Raw genomic sequence first — 21,559 nt, forward strand, 5'->3', positions numbered from 1 at the left:
CTTTCAGTGAGGCTTAATGTAGCCGTTAACTGACGCAAACTCTATTGGAAGTTTTCACCGATCAATCACGGCATGTCACGCAAGCTTGACGCAAGTTTCGATGCTGATTCGTTTGTATACAGTTGCTGGCAGGGCAGGGTTGTAATTGGGCTGATTGGATGCCTGAATTTCAATTCGCGGATGCTGAACGGTTCTTCAGCAGCCGCATCATGCGAGAATCGAAGTTCTTCGACTCGATGATGTCGAACTGGAGCTGATCGCGATCATGATCCTCGATCATGCTCTTGGTCAGGCGACCGACTTCGCTTTCGAGTTCCTTGCATGTCTTGCGGGAACCAAGAGACTGCAAACTGTTCTCCAGTTTTCTCGCATAGCCACGCGCAATTTCGGCATGCCGTTCCTCATGTCGCTTGATATCGGCCGAGAGCGTATCCCAGATCAGGCCAAGCGTGTCTGTCGCTTGTCTGCGATTGACCCAGCGGGGCAGGGTAATATGGGTCTTCAGCGTGACGTTCACGTCGCCGATCGAGCAGTTCCGATCTGTTTCGAGATATGTCACTTCACCGCCAAACTTGATCTGCGTGGCGCCGGGGTGTCTGAAACCCGTCGAGCGGGTCAGTGGGCCGTGCTTCTGGAGCTGATCGTCCAGATCGTCTGCCGTTCGCCCGCTGATCGAGAAATAGGAATAGGTCTTCGTGATGCGCGGACTTGCGCCAGCGAGCAGTGGAACAAGCAGAACGACGAGCATTGCGCCGAAAACGCTACTGATGCGGCGGGCGACCAACATTCTGTGCCTTATTGAGATTGCAGTTGGCGGAAGCTTGGGGCATAGCCGTCGCCATCGCAACAGCGCGAGCGCGAAAATTTTCGTTACCCAAGGCTATTGAGGCAAACGTGATATCTCCCGGCAACAGACTATGGACAGTGGGAAGAGACCGGACACTGCCATTGGGTCCGACAGGACATCTGATGGCGATCATCAACGTGACGCCCGATTCCTTTTCGGATGGCGGTCGCCACATGAATGTCGATGTAGCCGTAGCCCATGCGCTCAAGGCGGTTGAGGAGGGTGCGGTCATTCTGGACATCGGCGGCGAGTCGACCCGGCCAGGTGCAGAGCCGGTGACGCCGCTGGAAGAGCAACGCCGCATTCTCCCGGTTATTGAAGCGCTGGCGAACAGCACGGATTGCCTGATCTCGGTAGATACTTACCGGGCCGAGACCGCAATGCTTGCGCTGGAAGCGGGTGCTCATATCGTGAATGACGTGTATGGTCTGCGCCATGACCCTGCCATGACAACGGTGGTTGCCGAGACCGGCGCAGGGCTCATCATGATGCATACCGGGCGCGGTCGCGAAGCCGAAAAACTTGCCGACGTCATCGACGATCAGCGCTTCTTCTTCTCCCGGCAAATGGATGTTGCTGCCAAGGGCGGTATTGACCGAGACCGCATCATTCTTGATCCAGGTTTCGGTTTTGCCAAGGACCGGGACGAGGATTTTTCGCTCATGGCGCGCTTCGAAGAGCTGACCAGTCTCGATATGCCGCTTCTTGTTGGGACGTCCCGCAAGCGCTTCATCGGGTTCACGACGGGCCGAGATCAGGCCGATCAGCGGGACGTTGGAACAGCGGCGACTACGACAATGCTGAGACTGGCGGGGGCTTCCCTGTTCCGGGTTCATAATGTTGCCGTCAATCGCGATGCACTACGCATGGCGGATGCCGTGCTGCAGGCGCGCGGCGCCGATACGGAGACGGACAATTGAACATCTACACGATCACCCTCAAGAACTGCGCTTTCTTTGCGAGGCATGGTGCGATGGCGGAAGAAGCCGTTCTTGGACAGCGCTTTTTCGTGGATGCCGAGCTGGACGTGCCGGCGAACGCTGCGTTGACCGAGGACGATCTGGACGCCACCATGCATTATGGCCATGCCTTTGCGGTGATCGAGGAGGTCGTAACAGGAACGCGGCGCGCTTTGATCGAGGCCTTGGCGCAGGATGTGGCACTGGCACTCTGTGCGCGATTTCCGATGATACGCCGCGCGGCCATCACCGTTCGCAAGCCGAGCGTGCCGATCCCCGGAATTCTGGATTTTGTCGAGGTGCGCGTTGAGCACCGGCCCTGATTCCCGAATGGTGCAGGCAAGCATCGGCCTTGGCGGCAACCTCGGCGATCCAATCAAAGCCATGTCAGAGGCGCTTCATGCTTTCGGCCAGCATCCGGATTGCTCCCTGACAGGTGTGTCCCGTCTCTATCGAACACCACCATGGGGAAAAACGGATCAGGCCGATTTCTTCAACTCCTGTGCGGTGCTGAGAACGAGCCTTGAGCCGCTCGCGTTGTTGGATCTTTGCCTTGCAATCGAGAAAAGCATGAAGCGGGTTCGCATCGAGCGGTGGGGTCCGCGTACCATCGATATCGATGTGCTGACCTATGGCGATGCCGTCATCGATGTGGAGGGGCTGGAAGTCCCGCATCCGCGCATGACGCAGCGCGCCTTTGTTCTGATGCCGCTTGCAGATCTGCTGCCTCACCACATCGTGTCTGGAAAAACGGTTTCGGCCTGGTTGAACCAGGCCGACAAAGCAGGCATCGAGATCGAAAGCCGAGACGGCAACTGGTGGCTAAGCCACCAGTGACTACTCGTTTGCCGCAATGGCGCCGACGGCCATCTGGTCCGTATCGCGCTTCAGGGCCAGCCCAATGACAGGAACCATCTCGTCCTCGACCTTGACCGAGATCGTGATGTTCATCGCATTGTCATCCTGCATGCGGGCGATCATGGCGCCATTCAGCTTTGCACGGTTGATACCAACGACGATCTTGTCGCCATTCACTGCGCCTGACACAATATCAAGGCCCTTGCCAGCAGCGCCATCAAGGAACTGTCCCTTGTAGGAGCCGCCCGCCTGCTTGATGACGGCGGACATTGGCTGCTTGAACACGCCTACCCGGCAGGTGCCATCCAGCTTGATACCGGCATCGCCATCCTTGTTGGGTTCGCCAGTCAGGTTGCAGGTGAATTTGGTACCCTTGTACTTGCCTGCAACGATCTCGCCCGGACCTGACCAGACGCCAGATGCAGTCTGGAAGAAGGCCTTATCGCGAGACCCTGCATCTGCGACGGAATGCGAGGCAACGAGCGCGATGCCTGCAATGAGAAAAAGCCCGCCTTTGGGCGAAAAGAAGCGCGAGACCATTTGACTTTCCTTGGGCGAGCAGCGTCCTGAACTGTCTTAACCATACGTCGGGATGGTTAATGAGCGGTTTCTTTTTTGACATTGTCCGCCTTTGCACTGATCAGGAAGGGGACTGATCAGGAAGGCGATTTCGTCGTCGACAGGATGTCCGACATGAAGTCGCCGATACCTGGTCTTTTCAAGGCCTTGAACGGCAGTGGACGGCAAAGATCCATGGCCGCTATGCCGATCCGGGCTGTCAGGAGCCCGTTTATCACACCCTCGCCGAGGCGCGTGGAAAGCTTCGCCGCCAAGCCATGTCCAAGGACCTGCTGCGCAAGGCTGTCGCCAACGGCGATGGAACCGGTTACGGCCAAGTGTGCCACGACATCCCGCAAAAGACGGATCAAGCCCAGCGTCCCCGGCCGGCCACCATAGAGCTCAGCCATGGCGCGAACGAGCCGCGTGACTTCGAACAAGACATAGGCGAGATCGACAATCGCGCGGGGGCTGACCGCGGTGACGACCGAGGTTCGTTTGGAGGCCGCAAGGATCATCGTCCGGGCACGGGCATCCAAAGGTGCCAGAAGTTCGCTTTCGGCCAGTTCAATCAGCTGCGGGGCATCAATGATGTCGTCCTTCGTCGCTGCAATGGCGGCACGCCCCCGTGCGGTTTCCGCGCGATGGGAAATAATGGTTTCAAGCCGCGTGACAAGCGATCTGGCCTGACGCGGCGAATCTTTCGGTAAAATTGACTGAGCTTCATTCTTGATGTGCTGGATCGCACCAATGCGCATCAGGCCCAGTACTTCTCGACCGACCACAACGACCAGGGCCAGTGCTGACAAAGCGAGGAGCGAGACGGCCGCGTAGCCAAGCCAATCTGACCGCGCGAACAAATCTCTAACGATCTGATCAGCCCAAAGCCAGAAGGCCATGGACAGGAAAGCGCCTATCCCCGCCGCCGCCAGCTTTCCAAAAGAGAAGCGACGTTTGCGTGGACGCGCTTCAAGCTCTGCCGCTGCGCCCAGTTCAGACGCCTGTAGAAACACATCCTGCTCGTCCGGCACAACGGTGAAACCTTCATCGAAGGCTTGCGGCTTGCGCGGCGCGGCAGCGGTATTCCCGGTTTCCAGAGAAAACGCCTCTGGTCTTCTTGGGGAGAAGGGCGGTGGTGTTTGTTTATCCGTCGTCATGCCAGACGATCTCCGATCAGAAACTGGAGCGCCCGATCAAGGCGGATGTGCGGGATGGACAGCGTTGCGCCTGAGCCGCTTTCCTCCAGGTTGGGCGGGCGAAAACGCACGATGTTCAAATGCGGTAGGCGACTTTCCTGAGATATTGAATCGGAAGCTTGAAAAAGTGAATCCGATCTTTCCGGTAAGTCACCGGGAAATATTGCTGTTTTCCGGTTTCCATCGAATGTCTCGCCGCCGATCGTCTCGCCTTGCATGGGGGTGCCCGTGATAACCGGAAGATCCTGTCCATTCTGCCGCACGACGGCTTCACGCGTCGCCCTTACGGAGGCCATGGCCATGACCTCTATGCCAGCCCCCGCCATTCCTATGCGCTCGATGGCGCGATCGACGATACGGCGCGTGATCGCTTCCAGCCGGTCATGGCTTTCGTGATGCAGGTGATCGGCCTTGGTCGCGGCAATCAGAACCTTGTCGATCCGTCTGCCCATCAGGCTGGAGAGAATGGAATTGCTGCCGGGTCGGAAACAGGCGAGAACATCCTGCAGGGCCCGTTCCAGATCCTGCACAGCTTCCGGTCCACGGTTCAGAGCCTGCAAGGCATCGATCAGCACAATCTGACGATCAAGCCGTGCAAAATGCTCGCGAAAGAAGGGTCGAACAACGACCGACTTATAGGCCTCGAACCGCCGCTCCATCATCGCGCCAAGGCTACCTTTTTCGAGTCGCTGGTCGCCAATGTCGGGCAGCGGGGCAAAGGTGAGGGCAGGCGAGCCATCCAGATCGCCGGGCATCAGGAAGCGTCCCGGTGGCAGTGTTGACAGCGATCTTTCGTCCGATTTGCAGGCACGCAGGTAGGCTGCAAAACGCTCCGCGAGACGCTTTGCTGTCATTTCGTCCGCCGGCCCATTCGGATCAAGCGTCGCGGCCAAATCCAGCCATTCCGCGGAAAGTTCTCGGCGCACCCCGGATCTGGCCAGTCTGGTCGTGTTTTCGCTAAATGTCCGATAATCCTGACCCAGGAGCGGCAGATCGAGCAGCCACTCGCCCGGATAATCAACGATGTCGATGGACAGCTTTCCGGCTGAAAACATCCGGTTCCAGCCGCTTGCGCTCTCATACTGGATCGTCAGCCGTAGTTCGGAAATGGCGCGGGTCGAGTCCGGCCAAATGCGATCTCGCACGAGCGCCTGGACGTGATCCTCATATTGAAAACGCGGGATCGCATCATCCGGCTGAGGTTCAAGGCGAACCGATGAGACGCGCCCTGACCGGACTGCCTCGAAAAGCGGCAGGCGACCACCGTGAAGGAGATTGTGCACAAGCGATGAGATGAAAACCGTCTTGCCCGCGCGTGAAAGGCCGGTGACACCCAGCCTGACGGTCGGGTTCAGCAGATTGGTCACTTTATCGCCCAGGCTGTCCAGCGCAATCAGCGCATCATCCCGGAATGTCGTCAGTGATGGAGACAATGTAAGATCCGTCCATTTCGCTTCCCTCCATATAGAGATTGGGCCAACGCGAAAAAGGGAGAGGATTCAGATTCTCATCATGTGCCAACGGCGCATTGAACGGCTATTTCCCGTACCGTGGGCAAGAAGCGGATCTACGGGGAGAGAAACGCCTTCAACTGCCAGGGCCCGCGGGTGGGGCCGTTGCCATGATCATGACCAAGTGCAGCAAAGCCAGCGGTCGGGAAACCCGCCGGGACAGTCGATGCCGTCAGGTCGGAACCAATCATCGTTTCCAGCAGAACCTCAATCGAAGGATTGTGGCCGATGATCATCAATCGAGTGACCGTCTGCGCCCTTATGATCGCCAGATAGGTCTCGACGTGCGAATTGTAGAGTTCGTCCAGATATTGAACTGGCATATCCTCATCGATGGCTTCGATGACGGAGGCGGCCGTGCCGCGGCAGCGATGTGCTGACGAACATAGAAGCAGATCCGGCCTGAACCCGCTACTGGCGGCCATGCGAGCAACGGCATTTGCCTCCGCTATGCCACGCTCATCCAACGTGCGGTCGAAGTCGCGCTCTCCGGGCTTCGGCCAACCGGAATGGGCATGCCGCATCAGGTAGATTTCGAAAGGGGGCGGGTTCGGTTTTTCCATAAAACATTCGTAAGATAAGGAGGCTCAAAGGGAAGTAACAAGATCGCGTTATGGCCGTCAACACCACTATCTTTAGCGGATAACATATCAGCTACAGATCAGGGTTGAGGAGGCGGGTCTACATGACTCTGACTAAAAGCGCATAAAATATAGTCGTTTAGCCGAAATTTATGACAGATTTAAAAATGTATTGATAAGGCTCACAAGGCTTGTGCAAGTCTGGTGTGTTGGAGTATAGGACGCCGCGTGAGAGCTGTTCTCCAGGAGAATTGCGTTGAGTGAGAAGATCGACCTTAGCAGCTACGTCCTCTCGGAAGACGAAGAGTTCATGAATGCCAATCAGCGGGCATACTTCCGAGCAAAGCTCATAGCCTGGAAAAATGACATATTGAGGGAAGCGCGCGAAACCCTCGACCATCTAGCTGAAGAAAGCGCCAATCATCCCGATCTTGCCGACCGGGCATCTTCCGAAACCGATAGAGCCATTGAGCTGCGTGCTCGCGATCGACAGAGAAAGCTGATCTCCAAGATCGATGCAGCGCTCCAGCGCATTGAAGACGGTACCTACGGCTATTGTGAAGAAACCGGCGAACCAATCGGGCTGAAGCGTCTGGATGCTCGGCCGATAGCGACGCTTTCGATCGAGGCGCAGGAGCGCCACGAGCGACGGGAAAAGGTTTATCGCGACGAATAATCGCGCTCGACCCGATCCGACTTCAAACTTTCCAGGCACGCCAACAAGCGTGCCTTTTTTATTTCGGCCATAGATCTTCTGATCTACTCACTTCCCATCGCGCGTCACGGACATTTCACCGAAAATCCGCGCAATCTCGTTTTGAAGCATTGGCTCCGCCGTGGCGCCGGTAACCCGCGGATTTGCCGGATCCCTGCGCGGCAGCATGGGCGTGAAGCTATCTTTCGCCGGGTCGCTCTTTTGCGCTGACAGGTTGTTGGCCATTTCTTCCTCAAGGATGCGATCGAATTCGCTGCCAAGAGAACGTGGCTTTGCTGCCTCCATGTCCGGTTCTTTGGCAACCGGCTGGGGAGGAGGGGAAACCGGAGGATCGGCTTGAACCGGCTTATCTGCTGAAGCGGGATCAAGGACCGCCGGTTCTGTTTTCGCAGGCGCAGGTACGGGGCTGCGGTCCACGGTCGGTTGGAAGACGCGCCGGCGCGCTGCGTCCAGCGCATCGCTGGCAGCACCAATATCCGGTGCCTTTGATACTTCGGTTGCGCCATTTGTCGGACGGACCGGCTCTGTCACTGTCTGAACGGTGGGAACTGGCTCCATCACGACTGGCTCGATGACGGTAGGCTTCTTCTGCCCTGCCTGCGGACGCTTTGCCGCCTCCACCACCGGCTCAAAGGATTTGGCCGGTTGGGCCCGTTGCGATGGCGTGGAAGGCGCCTGCGCCTCGGCAGGTGGGCTCTTGGGCTGAATTGAAGCTGTCGGTGCAGTGGGCGCGACATTAACGTCAGGTTTGGCGGCGGCGATTTGAGGCTGTGGAGCGGGAGCTTCGAGCCGAACATCTGAACTTGCTGCGGATGGCAGAGCGGTCGCCGTTGAGTAGGCAAGCGTTTCGCCATCCCGCGGCGCACCAATGCCGCTTTCGATAACGACATCCGTTGGACCGCCGATCATGACGAGATGTTCCACGTTGTCACGCCGGATCAAAACGATACGACGACGGGCGTCGACTGCCGCCGCGTCCAACACCTGGAGGCGTGGCTGACGGTTCTTTCCGCCACGCAGAAAGGGAGAGGGTCCGCTGCGACGGCGGATGAGATAAAGAATGCCGATCAAAAGCATGAGGCCAATGCCGACGCCAAGGACGGCGATGACCAGGCGGCTCCCGTAGGCAGTCATGAATTCATCCACCATGGTTGTCTTCTACTCCAACTGTTTCAGCAATCTCGACCCGTACGGCAGGAAGCTCACCCTACCAGCAGGCCTGAGCAAGCGGCAAGATATGGATCAAGTAGCCATGCGTAGCACCGCTTCGGCCATCCTGCAGTGCGAGATATGGCCGGAATCAGAAGCGAGACAATGCCGTAGACTGCTTTCTCAACGGGTTTCTTTGCTGCGGCGCTTTTTGCGGCCTCGCCAAATTGCTATGGAAGTTGTTGGATCGATTCCACGTTCGCGCTTGGCGCGGGTCTGGGCTCGGCTTCGAGAGTGCGAGGTGTGATGACGAAATCGCAGCCGACAGGCAGCATGGATGCGCCGCTGGTGGATCGCGGCAGACGCAGCGGAACCGTTTTGCGGCTGCTTGTGCTTGCGCTGATTCTCGTGGGCGTTTCGATTGCGTTCGTCCTGTTCAAGGAGGCCATGAACAACGAGTTCGTCCTTGGCGTCCTTGGCATCCTCGCTATGGTCGGCATCTTCTTTATCGTTTCGTCGATCATCGGTCTTGTGGAGGTCATGCCGCAGAGCCGTTCGGACGAATTCGCGGGCACCTACCTGGCCAGTCATCCCGACGGCATTCTGGTGACCGATGAGCGAGGCCGAATTCTCTATGCCAACGCGGCCTATGGCCGGCTGACCGGCGCAACCAAGGCTGCCAATGCTCAATCCCTCGAGGCGCTGCTTTCAAAGAACAAGGAAGCGACCGAGGCGCTTTACAGATTGACGGCGGCGCTACGCGAGGGGCGGGAGAGCCATGAGGAGTTTCGCCTGCTGAAACCGCTCGGACGCAGTTCGGGCAGCGGATCGGGTGCGCACTGGTATCGGCTGAAAGCCCGTATTCTAAAGTCCGCCAACCAGAAGCAGCCTTTCGACGTTTGGCAGCTTTCCGACATTACCGCTGAACGGGACGATCAGGAGCGGTTTTTCCGCGAACTCCAGAATGCCATCGATTATCTGGATCACGCCCCTGCGGGCTTCTTCTCTGCGGGCAAAAAAGGCGAGATCTTCTACCTGAATGCGACGCTTGCGGAATGGCTGGCTCTCGACCTGACCAAGTTTGCACCCGGTTCGATGAACATCACCGACATTGTTGCGGGCGAGGGGATGGCGCTTATCCAGTCTGTGCAGCCGGGTGCCGGCCAGACGCGGACAGAGACGCTCGATCTCGACCTTCGACGCGCGAACGGGCAGAGCTTGCCCGTCAGGCTGGTGCACAGTGTATCTTCCATGCGAGACGGTGCTCCGGGCGAGAGCCGGACCATTGTTCTCGACCGGCCACGCGGAGAGGGTGCCGACGGCTCTGCCTCGGCGATGCGTTTTACACGCTTCTTCAACAATACGCCGATGGCTATCGCGTCGATCGGGGGCGACGGCAAGATCCTGCGTATCAATGCACCATTCCTGCGGCTGTTTGCGGGCGTGGTCTCGCGCGATGATGTTGACCGAGGCGTAACGCTTGATGTCATCATCCATGAAGGCGCGCGCGCCGACCTGATGCGTGCGCTGGCGGCTGCGAAGGATCGCCAGGGCGATATCGCGCCGATTGATTGCCGCCATCCAGGTGACGAAGCGCGTCACGTGCGTTTCTACGTCAACGCGGTGATCGACGAGAGCGATGAGGCACCGGAAGAGGTTGCAATCATCTATGCTGTAGAAACGACCGAGCAGAAAGCGCTCGAGACGCAGATGGCGCAGACGCAGAAGATGAATGCTGTCGGCACCCTCGCCGGCGGCATTGCGCATGATTTCAACAATGTCCTGACGGCCATTCTCCTATCGTCGGATCATCTCTTGCTGCAGGCGCGTCCGTCCGATGCGAGTTTTGCGGATCTCATGGAGATCAAGCGGAATGCAAATCGTGCGGCCGTGCTGGTTCGCCAGTTGCTGGCATTCTCGCGCAAGCAGACCATGCGTCCGGCCGTTCTGAACCTGACCGATGTGGTCGGCGACCTGCGCATGCTTGTGGATCGCCTGATTTCCGGCACCAATGTGAAGCTCGACGTGCAATATGGCCGCGATCTCTGGCCGGTGCGGACTGACCTGTCGCAGTTCGAACAGGTGCTGATCAACCTGTGTGTTAACGCGCGCGACGCCATGCCGAGTGGCGGCCAGATTCGTATCAGGACGAGGAATGTCTCGTGGGACGAAGTTGGCGGCTTCGCCAATGCAAGGCTCCCGAACGAGGACTTCGTTCTGGTTGAAGTGTCCGACAATGGCACCGGCATTCCGCCGGAAATCATGGACAAGATCTTCGAACCCTTCTTCACGACCAAGGAAGTCGGCAAGGGAACCGGTCTCGGCCTTTCCATGGTCTATGGAATCGTCAAGCAATCGGGCGGATACATCTATCCGGAATCAGAAGTCGGTGTCGGTACGACTTTCCGCGTCTTCCTTCCCCGCCACATTCCAGAAGTTCAGCCAGTCGTTCCGGGGGCGACCGGTTCTGCCAGTGGGGCAGCAGCGGAAGCGCCGCCGTCCGCCGCTGTATCTGAACAGGCCGTATCCGCTGCCAGCAACGAGAACGTCGATCTCACCGGTAACTCTGCCGTCGTCCTTTTGGTGGAGGATGAGGAGGCGGTACGGCGGGGCGGCAAGCGCATGCTCGAGACCAGAGGGTATACGGTCCACGAAGCTGGCTCGGGAACCGAAGCACTTGAAATAATGGAAGAGCTTGAGGGCAAGGTCGATATCGTCGTTTCAGACGTCGTCATGCCGGAGATGGATGGGCCGAGCCTGTTGCGGGAATTGCGGAAATCCTATCCCGATCTCAAGTTCATCTTTGTTTCCGGCTACGCGGAAGATGCGTTCGCCAAGAACCTTCCGGCCGATGCGAAGTTTGGTTTCCTGCCGAAGCCCTTCTCGCTGAAGCAACTGGCTGTCGCCGTGCGGGAAATGCTCGACCGGAACGATTGAGAACAAAAGGTGGTTGGGAACAAACGGCGTACGCTAAATTAGTGGCGAACGCAGAGTGAACAAGATCGCGTTTTTCCATTGTTGTCAGGCTCTTAGCTGGGGCTTGCCAAATGAGAACAAAATAGGTACAAATGATTCATCGGCTGGTTCGTTGCGAGCCCTGCTGCTTAACCCAGAGGTGAATCATGGCTCAGAATTCGTTGCGGCTCGTAGAGGAAAAGTCAGTGGATAAAAGTAAGGCGTTGGAGGCAGCACTTTCTCAGATCGAACGATCCTTTGGTAAGGGTTCGATCATGAAGCTTGGCGCGAACGAAAGTGTCGTCGAAATCGAGACTGTGTCGACGGGTTCGCTCAGTCTCGATATCGCGCTTGGTATTGGTGGTCTGCCGAAGGGGCGTATCATCGAAATCTATGGACCGGAAAGCTCTGGTAAGACGACGCTCGCCCTTCAGACGATCGCTGAAGCCCAGAAGAAGGGTGGCGTGTGTGCTTTCGTTGACGCCGAGCACGCTCTCGATCCGGTCTATGCCCGTAAGCTGGGTGTCGATCTCCAGAACCTCCTGATCTCGCAGCCTGACACGGGCGAACAGGCGCTGGAGATCACCGATACGCTGGTTCGCTCCGGTGCGGTTGATGTTCTCGTGGTCGATTCGGTTGCTGCCTTGACGCCTCGTGCAGAAATCGAAGGCGAGATGGGTGATAGCCTTCCGGGCCTTCAGGCGCGCCTGATGAGCCAGGCTCTGCGCAAGCTGACTGCTTCGATTTCCCGTTCGAATTGCATGGTCATCTTCATCAACCAGATCCGCATGAAGATCGGCGTCATGTTCGGTTCGCCCGAAACCACGACAGGCGGCAATGCGCTAAAGTTCTATGCTTCGGTTCGTCTCGATATCCGCCGTATCGGCGCGGTCAAGGAGCGTGAAGAGGTTGTCGGCAACCAGACCCGTGTGAAGGTTGTCAAGAACAAGATGGCGCCTCCCTTCAAGCAGGTTGAGTTCGACATCATGTACGGCGAAGGCGTGTCCAAGACTGGTGAACTTGTTGACCTGGGTGTGAAGGCGGGTATCGTCGAAAAGTCGGGCGCCTGGTTCTCTTACAACAGCCAGCGGCTGGGGCAGGGACGTGAGAACGCCAAGACGTTCCTTCGCGAAAATCCGGAACTGGCGCGCGAGATCGAAACCGCCCTTCGCCAGAACGCCGGTCTGATAGCAGATCGCTTCCTGCAGAATGGTGGGCCGGACAGCAATGCTGACGATGGCGATCCGGATGCCTGATGCATCGTTTGCAGTGATTGCATGATCATTGGAATGGCTGCGTGGTGTAAACCGCGTGGCCATTTTCTTGTTAAGCTGGACAGTATTCAGCGAGAACGTTAAAAGCCAAAAGCTTTGAAAGATGGGGACCGCGGTTGGCGGTATAGAAGGGTTTTGCATGAGTGGCGTGAATGAGATCCGGTCGACCTTCCTCGACTATTTCCGGAAGAACGGTCACGAAATTGTTTCGTCGAGCCCGCTGGTGCCGCGCAACGACCCCACCCTCATGTTCACCAATGCCGGCATGGTGCAGTTCAAGAACGTATTCACCGGACTTGAGACGAGACCGTACACGACAGCTTCGACTTCCCAGAAGGTCGTGCGCGCCGGCGGCAAGCATAACGACCTCGACAATGTCGGCTATACGGCGCGCCATCTGACCTTCTTCGAAATGCTCGGCAATTTCTCGTTCGGCGACTACTTCAAGGAACGGGCAATCGAACTTGCATGGAACCTGGTGACTAAGGGTTTCGACCTTCCGAAGGATCGCCTGCTGGTAACCGTTTATGCGGATGATGACGAGGCAGCATCGCTTTGGAAGAAGATCGCCGGTTTCTCGGATGACAAGATTATTCGCATCCCGACCTCCGACAATTTCTGGCAGATGGGTGACACCGGCCCGTGCGGTCCCTGCTCTGAAATCTTCATCGATCAGGGTGAACATGTCTGGGGCGGCCCTCCGGGTTCTCCGGAAGAAGATGGCGACCGCTTCCTCGAATTCTGGAACCTCGTCTTCATGCAGTTCGAGCAGACGGCGCCGGGTGAGCGTACACCTCTACCACGTCCGTCGATTGATACCGGTCTCGGTCTCGAGCGCATGGCCTGCATCCTGCAGGGCGTGCAGAGCGTGTTCGAAACCGATCTCTTCAAGACCCTGATCTCCGCGACGGAAGATGTTGTAGGCGCCAAGGCTGAGGGTGATCAGGCCGCAAGCTTCCGGGTCATTGCCGATCACCTGCGCTCTTCGGCGTTCCTGATTGCCGACGGTGTTCTGCCTTCAAACGAAGGTCGCGGTTATGTTTTGCGTCGCATCATGCGTCGCGGCATGCGCCACATGCAATTGCTCGGCGCGCGCGAGCCCCTGATGTACAAGCTTCTTCCGGCTCTGGTCGGTGAGATGGGGCGCGCCTATCCGGAACTCAATCGGGCCGAAGCGCTGATTTCCGAGACGCTGAAGCTGGAAGAATCGAAGTTCCGCACCACGCTGGCCCGCGGCCTTTCGCTTCTGTCGGATGCGACCGAGACCTTGCACAAGGGTGACTCGCTTGATGGCGAAACCGCCTTCAAGCTCTACGATACCTATGGTTTCCCGCTCGATCTGACGCAGGATGCTCTGCGTGCACGCGGGATCGGCGTCGACCTGACGGGCTTCAACGATGCGATGCAGCGCCAGAAGGCTGAGGCGCGCGCAAACTGGGCGGGTTCCGGCGAAAAAGCGACGGAAGGTGTCTGGTTTGAACTCAAGGAGAAATTCGGCGCCACCGAATTCCTGGGCTATGACACAGAGGCTGCGGAAGGCGTTGTTCTGGCGATCGTTCGTGACGGTGTGGCAATCGACAAGGCGGTTGCCGGCGACAAGATCCAGATCGTTGTCAACCAGACACCGTTCTATGGCGAATCGGGTGGTCAGATGGGCGATACCGGTATGATCTCGACGGATCATGCCAAGGTGATTGTTTCCGACACGCAGAAGAAGGGTGAAGGGCTGTTCGTTCACTCGGCCACCATTGCCGAAGGCGGTCTGAAGGTCGGAGATGCAGTTGTCTTGACGGTCGATCATACTCGCCGGTCGAGGCTGCGTGCCAACCATTCCGCAACGCACCTGCTGCATGAGGCGCTGCGTGAAGTTCTCGGCACGCACGTCGCTCAGAAGGGCTCTTTGGTCGCGCCGGAGCGCCTTCGCTTCGACGTCTCTCATCCAAAGCCGATGTCTGCGGAGGAACTGCAGAAGGTCGAAGACATGGCCAATGCCATCATCTTGCAGAACGCGCCGGTCACAACGCGCTTGATGAGTGTGGATGATGCCATTGCCGAAGGCGCCATGGCGCTTTTCGGCGAGAAGTACGGCGATGAGGTTCGTGTCGTGTCTATGGGCACCGGCATTGAGGGTAGCAAGGCCGGTAAGCCGTATTCCATCGAACTTTGCGGTGGCACCCATGTTTCCGCTACGGGCGATATCGGTCTGGTGCGTGTGCTGGGCGAAAGCGCGGTCGGTTCGGGCGTGCGTCGCGTCGAGGCTGTTACTGGTGAAGGCGCTCGGGCCTATCTTGCTGAGCAGGATGAGCGCGTGAAGGCTCTGGCGGGGCTGCTGAAGGTGCAGCCAACCGATGTCTATTCCCGTGTCGAAGCCTTGATGGATGAACGCAAGAAGCTCGAGAAGGAGCTTGCGGATGCGCGCCGGAAACTTGCCATGGGTGGATCTCAAGGCGCAGCTGCACCAGAGGCTCGTGACGTCAACGGCGTCAAGTACATTGGTAGGGCCGTAACCGGCGTCGATGCAAAGGACCTTAAGGGTCTTGTCGACGACGCCAAGTCTTCTCTCGGTTCCGGGGTCGTGCTGCTGATTGCTGTCAGTGATGATGGTAAGGCGAGCGCGGTTGTCGGTGTGACCGAAGATCTGACGGCTCGCCTCAGTGCCGTCGATCTCGTCCGTGTTGCCTCGGCAAGTCTTGGCGGAAAGGGCGGCGGTGGTCGTGCTGACATGGCGCAGGCCGGTGGTCCTGACGGAAGTCAAGCCGAGGCGGCGATCGAGGCCGTTGCCGCGGCGATCGCAGGCTGAGACGCGAATAAGAGAGCCCGGTTTCTTTTCTTGCGAGACCGGGTTCATTCGGATGGAGAAAAGCGTGACGCTGGCAGCGCCGATTGAAGATATGGACGACGCGGCTGACGTTGAGAATTCTTTTCCCAACGATCTCTATGCGCATGCTCCACAGACAACAGCGTTTAACAAGCTGAGAAAGCGGCTTCTGCGGCAGGTCCGTCAGGCGATTGAAGATTTCAATATGCTTGGCTCGCAGAAGCGGTGGCTGATCGGCCTTTCAGGCGGCAAGGATTCCTATTCATTGCTGGCGCTGCTGATGGATCTCAAATGGCGCGGCTTGCTGCCGGTCGATCTCATCGCCTGCAACCTCGACCAAGGTCAGCCGAATTTTCCAAAGCATGTCCTGCCGGATTATCTCAAGGGTATCAACGTCCCGCATCGGATCGAGTATCGCGATACCTATTCCGTCGTGAAGGAAAAGGTGCCAGAGGGCGCAACCTATTGCTCGCTCTGTTCCAGGCTGCGGCGCGGCAATCTGTATCGTATTGCCCGCGAGGAGAGCTGCGACGCGCTGGTTCTGGGTCATCACCGGGATGATATTCTCGAAACCTTCTTCATGAACCTCTTTCACGGCGGACGCCTGGCGGCGATGCCGGCGAAGCTGTTGAATGACGAGGGCGATCTGTTCGTGTTACGGCCGCTTGCCTACTGCGCGGAAGAAGATCTGGCCAAGTTTGCAGCGCTGATGCAGTTTCCCATTATTCCGTGTGATCTCTGCGGTTCCCAGGATGGGCTACAGCGCAATGCCATGAAGCAGATGCTATCGACCATGGAACTGCAGATGCCCGGTCGCAAGGACCGGATGCTGCGGGCGCTTTCCCATGTCAATCCTTCCCATTTGCTGGACCCGAACCTGTTCGACTTTGCGGGTCTGACGCCTTCCCCCAAGAGTTGAGGTCATTCATGCCCGTTGATGTTATTGTACTTGCGGATGTTCTGAGACAGGCCGCAAAAAGCGAAATCGTGCCTCGTTTCCGGCGCCTGGAGGCCCATGACGTGCGTCGGAAATCGGAGCCTTCGGATCTGGTGACCGAGGCTGATGAACAGGCAGAGCGCTTCATCAAGGCGGAGGTCGAGCGTCTGGCACCGCAGGCGCTTTTTATTGGCGAGGAAACTGTTGCGTCAGACCCGGATCTATTGGGGAAGCTGAAGGATGCAGAACTCGCGGTCATCGTCGATCCGGTAGATGGCACTTTCAATTTCGCCAGCGGCATTCCGGCGTTCGGCGTCATGGCGTCGGTTGTCTACAAAGGTGAGGCCGTGGCCGGGATCATTTATGATCCGATGAGTGATGACTGGGTCATGGCCGAGAAGGGAGGCGGTGCTTTCGCTCGCAGGCCGGATGGGCAGTCAGCGCGTCTTGCCGTCGCAGAGGCCAAGCCGCTTGACCAGATGTATGGGATGGCATCGGGCGCCTATTTCTTTGATGAGGAGCGTTTACGCGTCCTCACCAACCTTGCGAAGGTCCGCTTCTTTGCCAGTTACCGGTGCTCCGCGCAGGAGTACAGAACGATCGCAAGCGGCCATGTTGACTTTGTGATCTACAATAAGCTGATGCCGTGGGATCATGTGGCCGGTTCACTGATCGTGCAGGAAGCGGGAGGGCATGTCGCAAAATTCGATGGCTCGCCCTACAGACCGTCGGAATTTACGGGCGGTCTGCTTGCGGCAACCAGCAAGGACAGCTGGGAGATCCTGCGCCGCGAAATCATTGGCTGACAAAGCCGTCGAGATCGACCCCGAGGCAGACGCATCGGGGTCGCTTGGATCAAACGCGTGGATTGTGCTGCTGGAAGAGCTTCCCCTTCTCCGCGATCAGCACAAAGATCAATCCAATGATCGAAACGCTGAAGAAGCCCGCGACCATGGGAAGGGCTGTTCCGTTAAACGCTTGTCCGATCACTGCGCCGATGGCGGCACCTCCGATCGTGCTCATGAAGCCGAGGACAGACGATGCTGTTCCGGCGACATGTCCGAGTGGTTCCATGGCCAGTGAGTTGAAGTTTGCTCCGATCCAGCCGAACTGGAACATGGCCAGCGCGAAGAAACCCAGGAACAGCAGGAATGGCATCGGTTCCGTGCTGAGCAGTTGAACTGTCAGCCAGACGAACGTCACCAGAATGAACCCGAGAAGAGAGCCGTGTGACAGCTTGCGCATTCCGAAACGACCCACGAGCCGGGCGTTGATGAATGAAGCCAGAGACATGAAGGCTGCCACCGCTGCGAAGGCGACTGGAAACCATGGTCCCAACCCGTATATCCCGACATAGATCTGCTGCGCTGAATTGATGAACCCGAAAAGCGCCCCGAAGATGAATGTCGCAGAGATCGTGTAGCACAGCGCGACGCGGTTCGTCAGAACGATGCGGAATCCGCCGAGGATCGAATTGAGCGTCAGTGGACGGATGTCCTCTTTCGCCAGTGTTTCCGGTAGGCGCATCATCATCCACGCCATGATCGCGGCGGCCATGATGGCGATGAAAAGGAAGATCATATGCCAGTTGCCGCCCAGCATGATGACCTGTCCCGTGCCCGGTGCGATGATGGGTACAATCATGAAGACCATCATGATGAGTGACATGACCTCGGCCATGGCACGACCACCGAACACGTCACGGACGATAGAGACAGTGATGACGCGAGTCGAGGCCGCTCCGGCACCCTGAATGAACCGCAGGAGCAGGAGCATGCCGAATGAGGGGACGATCACGATCATTAGCGAGCAGATAATATAGACCGCAAGACCGAAGATCATCGGTGCACGTCGTCCGAAGCGATCGGAAATTGGTCCGTAGACCAACTGGGCAAAACCGAAGCCGAAGAGGTAGGAGGACACGATGAACTGCCGCTCATTCACGTCTTCGACCTTGAGGTCGGCACCGATTTCCTGAAGAGCAGGAAGCATGATGTCGATGGCCAAGGCGTTCAATGCCATCAGCATTGCCATCATGCCAATGAACTCCGCCTTGCCCATGCCCTGAAGGCGTGCAGGAGCTGTGTTGGTCGCAGGTTTCACGAAAAAATCCCGAAAATGAAAAGGCGCCGCAAAACAGCGGCGCCTCAAACTTGAAGTTAGCCAGCAGAGCTGGTTGAGGCCCGTTTAGGCCGCGCCGCGTACGGCGATGCCCTGATCCTGGAAATGGGTCTGCAGTTCGCCAGACTGGAACATCTCGCGCACAATATCGCAGCCGCCTACGAATTCGCCCTTGATGTAGAGCTGGGGAATGGTCGGCCAGTTTGAATAGTCCTTGATACCCTGGCGGATTTCTGCGTCGGCAAGAACGTTGACGCCTTTGTAATCCACGCCGAGGTAATCGAGAATCTGTACGACCTGGCCAGAGAAACCACATTGCGGGAACTGAGGTGTTCCCTTCATGAAAAGCACGACATCGTTGCTCTTCACTTCGCTGTCGATCAGCTCATGAATACCGCTCATGATCGATTTCCTTTTCTTATCTGGAGTCAAGGTCCAGATATTATGGTTAGCTTATTATCACGAAATCCGCTGAATTCCAGTCGGTAAATGCGATTGCATCTATGATTTCGTGTGATGGTTCTATCGACGAAGTCCGGGTGAAGATCAGTCTGGAGCTGATGTTTGCAAGGCCAGCGCGTGCAAAACGCCGCCCATATTGCCCCTCAAGGCCTCATAGACCATTTGATGCTGCTGGACCCGGCTTTTGCCTCGAAATGCTTCTGCAACAACCTCGGCTGCGTAATGGTCCCCGTCGCCTGCCAGATCCCGGATTGTGACTTTGGCACCCGGAATCCCTGCCTTGATCATGTCTTCAATTTCACCGGGACGCATCGGCATCTGGTCGTTCCTTCCTTGTTAGGTATGGTTGTTTTCGACCAGAGTGCCAAATTTCCGCGGATTCTCAAAGCGTCTTGATGCCTGTCACGCCATAAAGGTGGGGAACCAGCCTTCGTGTGCCTCAACAAGCTGCGCAACCTCAACCCGTACCAGGGTGTCAACCTCAAGGGTGTTGCCACCGACATTTCCAAGGGTACGGAAAGGAACGCCCGCCGACTCTGCGCTTGCGCAGACGAAGTTCGCCAGATCGGCCGGTACAGCGATGACATAGCGGGCCTGGTCTTCGCCAAAGAGCAGTGCATGAGGCAGCCCCTTGCATTCACCAAGCGAAAGCTTCGCACCCTTTCCGGAGGCCATCGCCATTTCTGCCAGCGCGAGCAACAATCCGCCGGAGGAGATATCGTGGCAGGCCGTGACCTGATCGTTGCGGATGAGCCCGCGGACAAAATCGCCGTGGCGACGCTCAGCCTTCAGATCGACCTGCGGAGCTGGCCCTTCCGACGAACCCAGGATATCACGGAGGTAGATTGACGATCCCAGATGGGAACCATCGACGCCGATCATGATCACAACATCGCCGTCCTTGGCTGTTCCGATCCGCGCCATTTTCGACCAGTCTGGCAAAAGGCCAACGCCCGCAATGGTGGGTGTCGGCAGGATCGCGACGCCGTTGGTCTCGTTATACAGCGAGACGTTGCCGGAGACGATCGGGAAGTCCAGCGCGCGGCAGGCTTCACCGATACCCTGAATTGCGCCAACCAATTGGCCCATGATCTCTGGCTTTTCCGGATTGCCGAAGTTCAGGTTGTCTGTTGCAGCCAGAGGCTCGGCACCGGTTGCGGTAATGTTGCGCCAGCATTCCGCAACAGCCTGCTTGCCGCCTTCGACCGGGTCAGCCTCGACATAGCGGGGCGTGACGTCCGACGAAAACGCAAGCGCCTTGCTTGCATGGCCTTCCACGCGCACGACACCTGCATCGCCGCCGGGCAGCTGCAAGGAATTGCCCTGGATCAGGGTGTCATACTGCTCATAGACCCAGCGTCGGCTGGACTGGTTCGGCGAACCGACAAGCTTGAGCAGCGCATCATTATAATCGCCTGGAGCGGCAACGTTTTCCGCGGGCAGGGCAGGCCGCGCAGCAGAAGGCTGCCACGGGCGGTCGTATTCCGGTGCTTCGTCACCGAGTTCCTTGATGGGAAGATTTGCTACTTCCTCGCCCTGATGAAGGATACGGAAGCGCAGGTCATCGGTCGTCTTGCCGACGATCGCGAAATCCAGTCCCCACTTGACGAAGATGGCCTTGGCCACCTCTTCCTTCTCGGGACGCAGAACCATGAGCATACGCTCCTGGCTTTCCGACAGCATCATCTCATAGGCGGTCATGCGCTCTTCGCGAACCGGGACCTTGTCGAGATCGAGTTCGATGCCGAGGTCGCCCTTGGCGCCCATTTCGACAGCAGAGCAGGTGAGGCCAGCCGCGCCCATGTCCTGGATCGCGATCACGGCGCCGGTTGCCATGAGTTCCAGGCAGGCTTCCAGCAGGCATTTTTCGGTGAAGGGATCACCGACCTGCACGGTGGGACGCTTCTCCTCGATGGATTCGTCGAATTCCGCCGATGCCATGGTTGCACCGCCGACGCCATCGCGGCCCGTCTTAGCGCCAAGATAGACGACAGGGAGGCCGACACCTTCAGCCTTCGAATAGAAAATGGCATCACTCTTTGCGAGGCCAGCGGCAAAGGCATTGACGAGAATATTGCCGTTATAACGCGGGTCGAACTCGACTTCGCCACCGACAGTGGGAACGCCGAAGGAGTTACCGTAACCGCCGACGCCGGATACGACACCCGAAACGAGATGGCGTGTCTTTGGATGATCCGGTGCGCCGAAACGCAAGGCGTTCATGGCTGCTACCGGACGCGCACCCATGGTGAAGACGTCGCGGAGAATGCCACCGACGCCGGTTGCCGCGCCCTGGTAGGGCTCAATGTAGGACGGATGGTTATGGCTTTCCATCTTGAAGACAACGCAGTCACCGTCATCGATGTCCACCACGCCAGCGTTTTCGCCAGGGCCCTGAATGACGCGCGGGCCCTTGGTCGGCAGCGTGCGCAGCCAGCGCTTGGAAGACTTGTATGAGCAATGTTCATTCCACATTGCAGAAAAGATGCCGAGTTCGGTGAAGGTCGGTTCGCGGCCGATCAAGTCAAGAATGCGCTGATATTCATCAGGCTTCAGTCCGTGGGCAGCAACAAGTTCTGGTGTAATGGCGATCTGGTTCGGAATAGTCATCGTCTTCC

General features: G+C 57.8%; 19 protein-coding genes. 9 read left to right on the forward strand and 10 right to left on the reverse strand.

The features are described from left to right. Window positions 1-169: 169 nt before the first annotated feature. Window positions 170-787: a DUF922 domain-containing Zn-dependent protease gene (locus G6N80_RS17605; RefSeq protein WP_165135671.1), complete on the reverse strand. Its 618-nt coding sequence runs from the start codon at window positions 785-787 to the stop codon at window positions 170-172. Between the two features lie 182 nt (window positions 788-969). Between G6N80_RS17605 and folP the strand changes: the two genes are divergently transcribed. The 3 genes from folP to folK are packed head-to-tail and all read left to right on the forward strand — an operon-like array spanning window position 970 to window position 2,643. Beyond that, window positions 970-1,767 carry a dihydropteroate synthase gene (gene folP / locus G6N80_RS17610; RefSeq protein WP_165135674.1) on the forward strand — a complete coding sequence of 266 codons (798 nt, stop codon included), beginning with the start codon at window positions 970-972 and terminating at the stop codon, window positions 1,765-1,767. Continuing rightward, window positions 1,764-2,129, forward strand: a complete 366-nt coding sequence (folB, locus tag G6N80_RS17615; RefSeq protein ID WP_165135677.1) for a dihydroneopterin aldolase — start codon at window positions 1,764-1,766, stop codon at window positions 2,127-2,129. The genes folP and folB overlap by 4 nt, the downstream gene beginning before the upstream one ends. A gap of 7 nt (window positions 2,130-2,136) precedes the next feature. Further along, entirely contained in the window at window positions 2,137-2,643 is a 507-nt protein-coding gene (folK, locus tag G6N80_RS17620; protein WP_165135680.1) for a 2-amino-4-hydroxy-6-hydroxymethyldihydropteridine diphosphokinase, read from the forward strand. Here folK and G6N80_RS17625 read toward each other — a convergent pair whose 3' ends face one another. The 4 genes from G6N80_RS17625 to G6N80_RS17640 all read right to left on the reverse strand — a co-directional run bounded on the left by G6N80_RS17625 (window position 2,644) and on the right by G6N80_RS17640 (window position 6,492). Then, a complete protein-coding gene (locus G6N80_RS17625) occupies window positions 2,644-3,204 on the reverse strand; it encodes a hypothetical protein (RefSeq protein WP_165135683.1) in 561 nt (186 codons plus the stop codon). It lies immediately after the preceding gene. 116 nt (window positions 3,205-3,320) lie between these two features. After that, window positions 3,321-4,379 (reverse strand): YcjF family protein, encoded by a 1,059-nt coding sequence (locus G6N80_RS17630; RefSeq protein ID WP_062554302.1) that lies wholly within the window; start codon window positions 4,377-4,379, stop codon window positions 3,321-3,323. Next, a complete protein-coding gene (locus tag G6N80_RS17635) occupies window positions 4,376-5,851 on the reverse strand; it encodes a YcjX family GTP-binding protein (protein ID WP_165135686.1) in 1,476 nt (491 codons plus the stop codon). The genes G6N80_RS17630 and G6N80_RS17635 overlap by 4 nt, the downstream gene beginning before the upstream one ends. Window positions 5,852-5,985: 134 nt before the next feature. Continuing rightward, complete coding sequence (locus G6N80_RS17640; RefSeq protein WP_165135689.1) at window positions 5,986-6,492, reverse strand: SixA phosphatase family protein; 507 nt, start codon at window positions 6,490-6,492, stop codon at window positions 5,986-5,988. A 274-nt stretch (window positions 6,493-6,766) separates the two neighbouring features. Here G6N80_RS17640 and dksA point away from each other — a divergent pair, with 274 nt between their 5' ends. Next, on the forward strand, window positions 6,767-7,186 hold the full coding sequence (gene dksA, locus G6N80_RS17645) for an RNA polymerase-binding protein DksA (protein ID WP_062554305.1): 420 nt from the start codon (window positions 6,767-6,769) through the stop codon (window positions 7,184-7,186). Window positions 7,187-7,273: 87 nt separating this feature from the next. Here dksA and G6N80_RS17650 read toward each other — a convergent pair whose 3' ends face one another. Beyond that, entirely contained in the window at window positions 7,274-8,359 is a 1,086-nt protein-coding gene (locus G6N80_RS17650; protein WP_246251432.1) for a flagellar biosynthetic protein FliO, read from the reverse strand. A 321-nt stretch (window positions 8,360-8,680) separates the two neighbouring features. Here G6N80_RS17650 and cckA point away from each other — a divergent pair, with 321 nt between their 5' ends. From cckA to G6N80_RS17675, 5 genes are all read left to right on the forward strand, one after another. Beyond that, window positions 8,681-11,311, forward strand: a complete 2,631-nt coding sequence (cckA, locus tag G6N80_RS17655) for a cell cycle histidine kinase CckA (RefSeq protein ID WP_165135695.1) — start codon at window positions 8,681-8,683, stop codon at window positions 11,309-11,311. A gap of 185 nt (window positions 11,312-11,496) precedes the next feature. Further along, complete coding sequence (gene recA, locus G6N80_RS17660) at window positions 11,497-12,585, forward strand: recombinase RecA (protein ID WP_062554308.1); 1,089 nt, start codon at window positions 11,497-11,499, stop codon at window positions 12,583-12,585. A 157-nt stretch (window positions 12,586-12,742) separates the two neighbouring features. Further along, window positions 12,743-15,403, forward strand: a complete 2,661-nt coding sequence (gene alaS, locus G6N80_RS17665) for an alanine--tRNA ligase (protein ID WP_165135698.1) — start codon at window positions 12,743-12,745, stop codon at window positions 15,401-15,403. A 52-nt stretch (window positions 15,404-15,455) separates the two neighbouring features. Next, window positions 15,456-16,340 (forward strand): tRNA 2-thiocytidine(32) synthetase TtcA, encoded by an 885-nt coding sequence (ttcA, locus tag G6N80_RS17670; RefSeq protein ID WP_210300715.1) that lies wholly within the window; start codon window positions 15,456-15,458, stop codon window positions 16,338-16,340. Window positions 16,341-16,348: 8 nt separating this feature from the next. Next, window positions 16,349-17,164 carry an inositol monophosphatase family protein gene (locus G6N80_RS17675; protein WP_062554309.1) on the forward strand — a complete coding sequence of 272 codons (816 nt, stop codon included), beginning with the start codon at window positions 16,349-16,351 and terminating at the stop codon, window positions 17,162-17,164. A gap of 49 nt (window positions 17,165-17,213) precedes the next feature. On the opposite strand, the gene G6N80_RS17680 is transcribed toward G6N80_RS17675, so the two are convergent. From G6N80_RS17680 to purL, 4 genes are all read right to left on the reverse strand, one after another. Beyond that, window positions 17,214-18,419, reverse strand: a complete 1,206-nt coding sequence (locus G6N80_RS17680; RefSeq protein WP_062554783.1) for a multidrug effflux MFS transporter — start codon at window positions 18,417-18,419, stop codon at window positions 17,214-17,216. Between the two features lie 126 nt (window positions 18,420-18,545). Then, window positions 18,546-18,881 (reverse strand): Grx4 family monothiol glutaredoxin, encoded by a 336-nt coding sequence (gene grxD, locus G6N80_RS17685; RefSeq protein ID WP_062554310.1) that lies wholly within the window; start codon window positions 18,879-18,881, stop codon window positions 18,546-18,548. Between the two features lie 144 nt (window positions 18,882-19,025). Continuing rightward, window positions 19,026-19,259 (reverse strand): BolA/IbaG family iron-sulfur metabolism protein, encoded by a 234-nt coding sequence (locus G6N80_RS17690; RefSeq protein WP_062554311.1) that lies wholly within the window; start codon window positions 19,257-19,259, stop codon window positions 19,026-19,028. An 84-nt stretch (window positions 19,260-19,343) separates the two neighbouring features. Then, a complete protein-coding gene (gene purL, locus G6N80_RS17695; RefSeq protein WP_165135701.1) occupies window positions 19,344-21,551 on the reverse strand; it encodes a phosphoribosylformylglycinamidine synthase subunit PurL in 2,208 nt (735 codons plus the stop codon). Between the last annotated feature and the right edge of the window lie 8 nt (window positions 21,552-21,559).

The organism is Rhizobium rhizoryzae, from assembly GCF_011046895.1.
GTDB classification, from domain to species: Bacteria; Pseudomonadota; Alphaproteobacteria; order Rhizobiales; family Rhizobiaceae; genus Neorhizobium; species Neorhizobium rhizoryzae.

Coding starts and splice junctions, on each gene's coding strand:
- purL (WP_165135701.1), bottom strand. CDS start 21,551: ATGACTATTCCGAACCAGATCGCCATTACACCAGAACTTGTTGCTGCC.
- G6N80_RS17625 (WP_165135683.1), bottom strand. CDS start 3,204: ATGGTCTCGCGCTTCTTTTCGCCCAAAGGCGGGCTTTTTCTCATTGCA.
- G6N80_RS17605 (WP_165135671.1), bottom strand. CDS start 787: ATGTTGGTCGCCCGCCGCATCAGTAGCGTTTTCGGCGCAATGCTCGTC.
- recA (WP_062554308.1), top strand. CDS start 11,497: ATGGCTCAGAATTCGTTGCGGCTCGTAGAGGAAAAGTCAGTGGATAAA.
- grxD (WP_062554310.1), bottom strand. CDS start 18,881: ATGAGCGGTATTCATGAGCTGATCGACAGCGAAGTGAAGAGCAACGAT.
- G6N80_RS17650 (WP_246251432.1), bottom strand. CDS start 8,359: ATGACTGCCTACGGGAGCCGCCTGGTCATCGCCGTCCTTGGCGTCGGC.
- folK (WP_165135680.1), top strand. CDS start 2,137: ATGGTGCAGGCAAGCATCGGCCTTGGCGGCAACCTCGGCGATCCAATC.
- ttcA (WP_210300715.1), top strand. CDS start 15,456: ATGGAGAAAAGCGTGACGCTGGCAGCGCCGATTGAAGATATGGACGAC.
- G6N80_RS17640 (WP_165135689.1), bottom strand. CDS start 6,492: ATGGAAAAACCGAACCCGCCCCCTTTCGAAATCTACCTGATGCGGCAT.
- alaS (WP_165135698.1), top strand. CDS start 12,743: ATGAGTGGCGTGAATGAGATCCGGTCGACCTTCCTCGACTATTTCCGG.
- cckA (WP_165135695.1), top strand. CDS start 8,681: ATGACGAAATCGCAGCCGACAGGCAGCATGGATGCGCCGCTGGTGGAT.
- G6N80_RS17630 (WP_062554302.1), bottom strand. CDS start 4,379: ATGACGACGGATAAACAAACACCACCGCCCTTCTCCCCAAGAAGACCA.
- G6N80_RS17675 (WP_062554309.1), top strand. CDS start 16,349: ATGCCCGTTGATGTTATTGTACTTGCGGATGTTCTGAGACAGGCCGCA.
- folP (WP_165135674.1), top strand. CDS start 970: ATGGCGATCATCAACGTGACGCCCGATTCCTTTTCGGATGGCGGTCGC.
- G6N80_RS17690 (WP_062554311.1), bottom strand. CDS start 19,259: ATGCCGATGCGTCCCGGTGAAATTGAAGACATGATCAAGGCAGGGATT.
- G6N80_RS17680 (WP_062554783.1), bottom strand. CDS start 18,419: ATGGGCAAGGCGGAGTTCATTGGCATGATGGCAATGCTGATGGCATTG.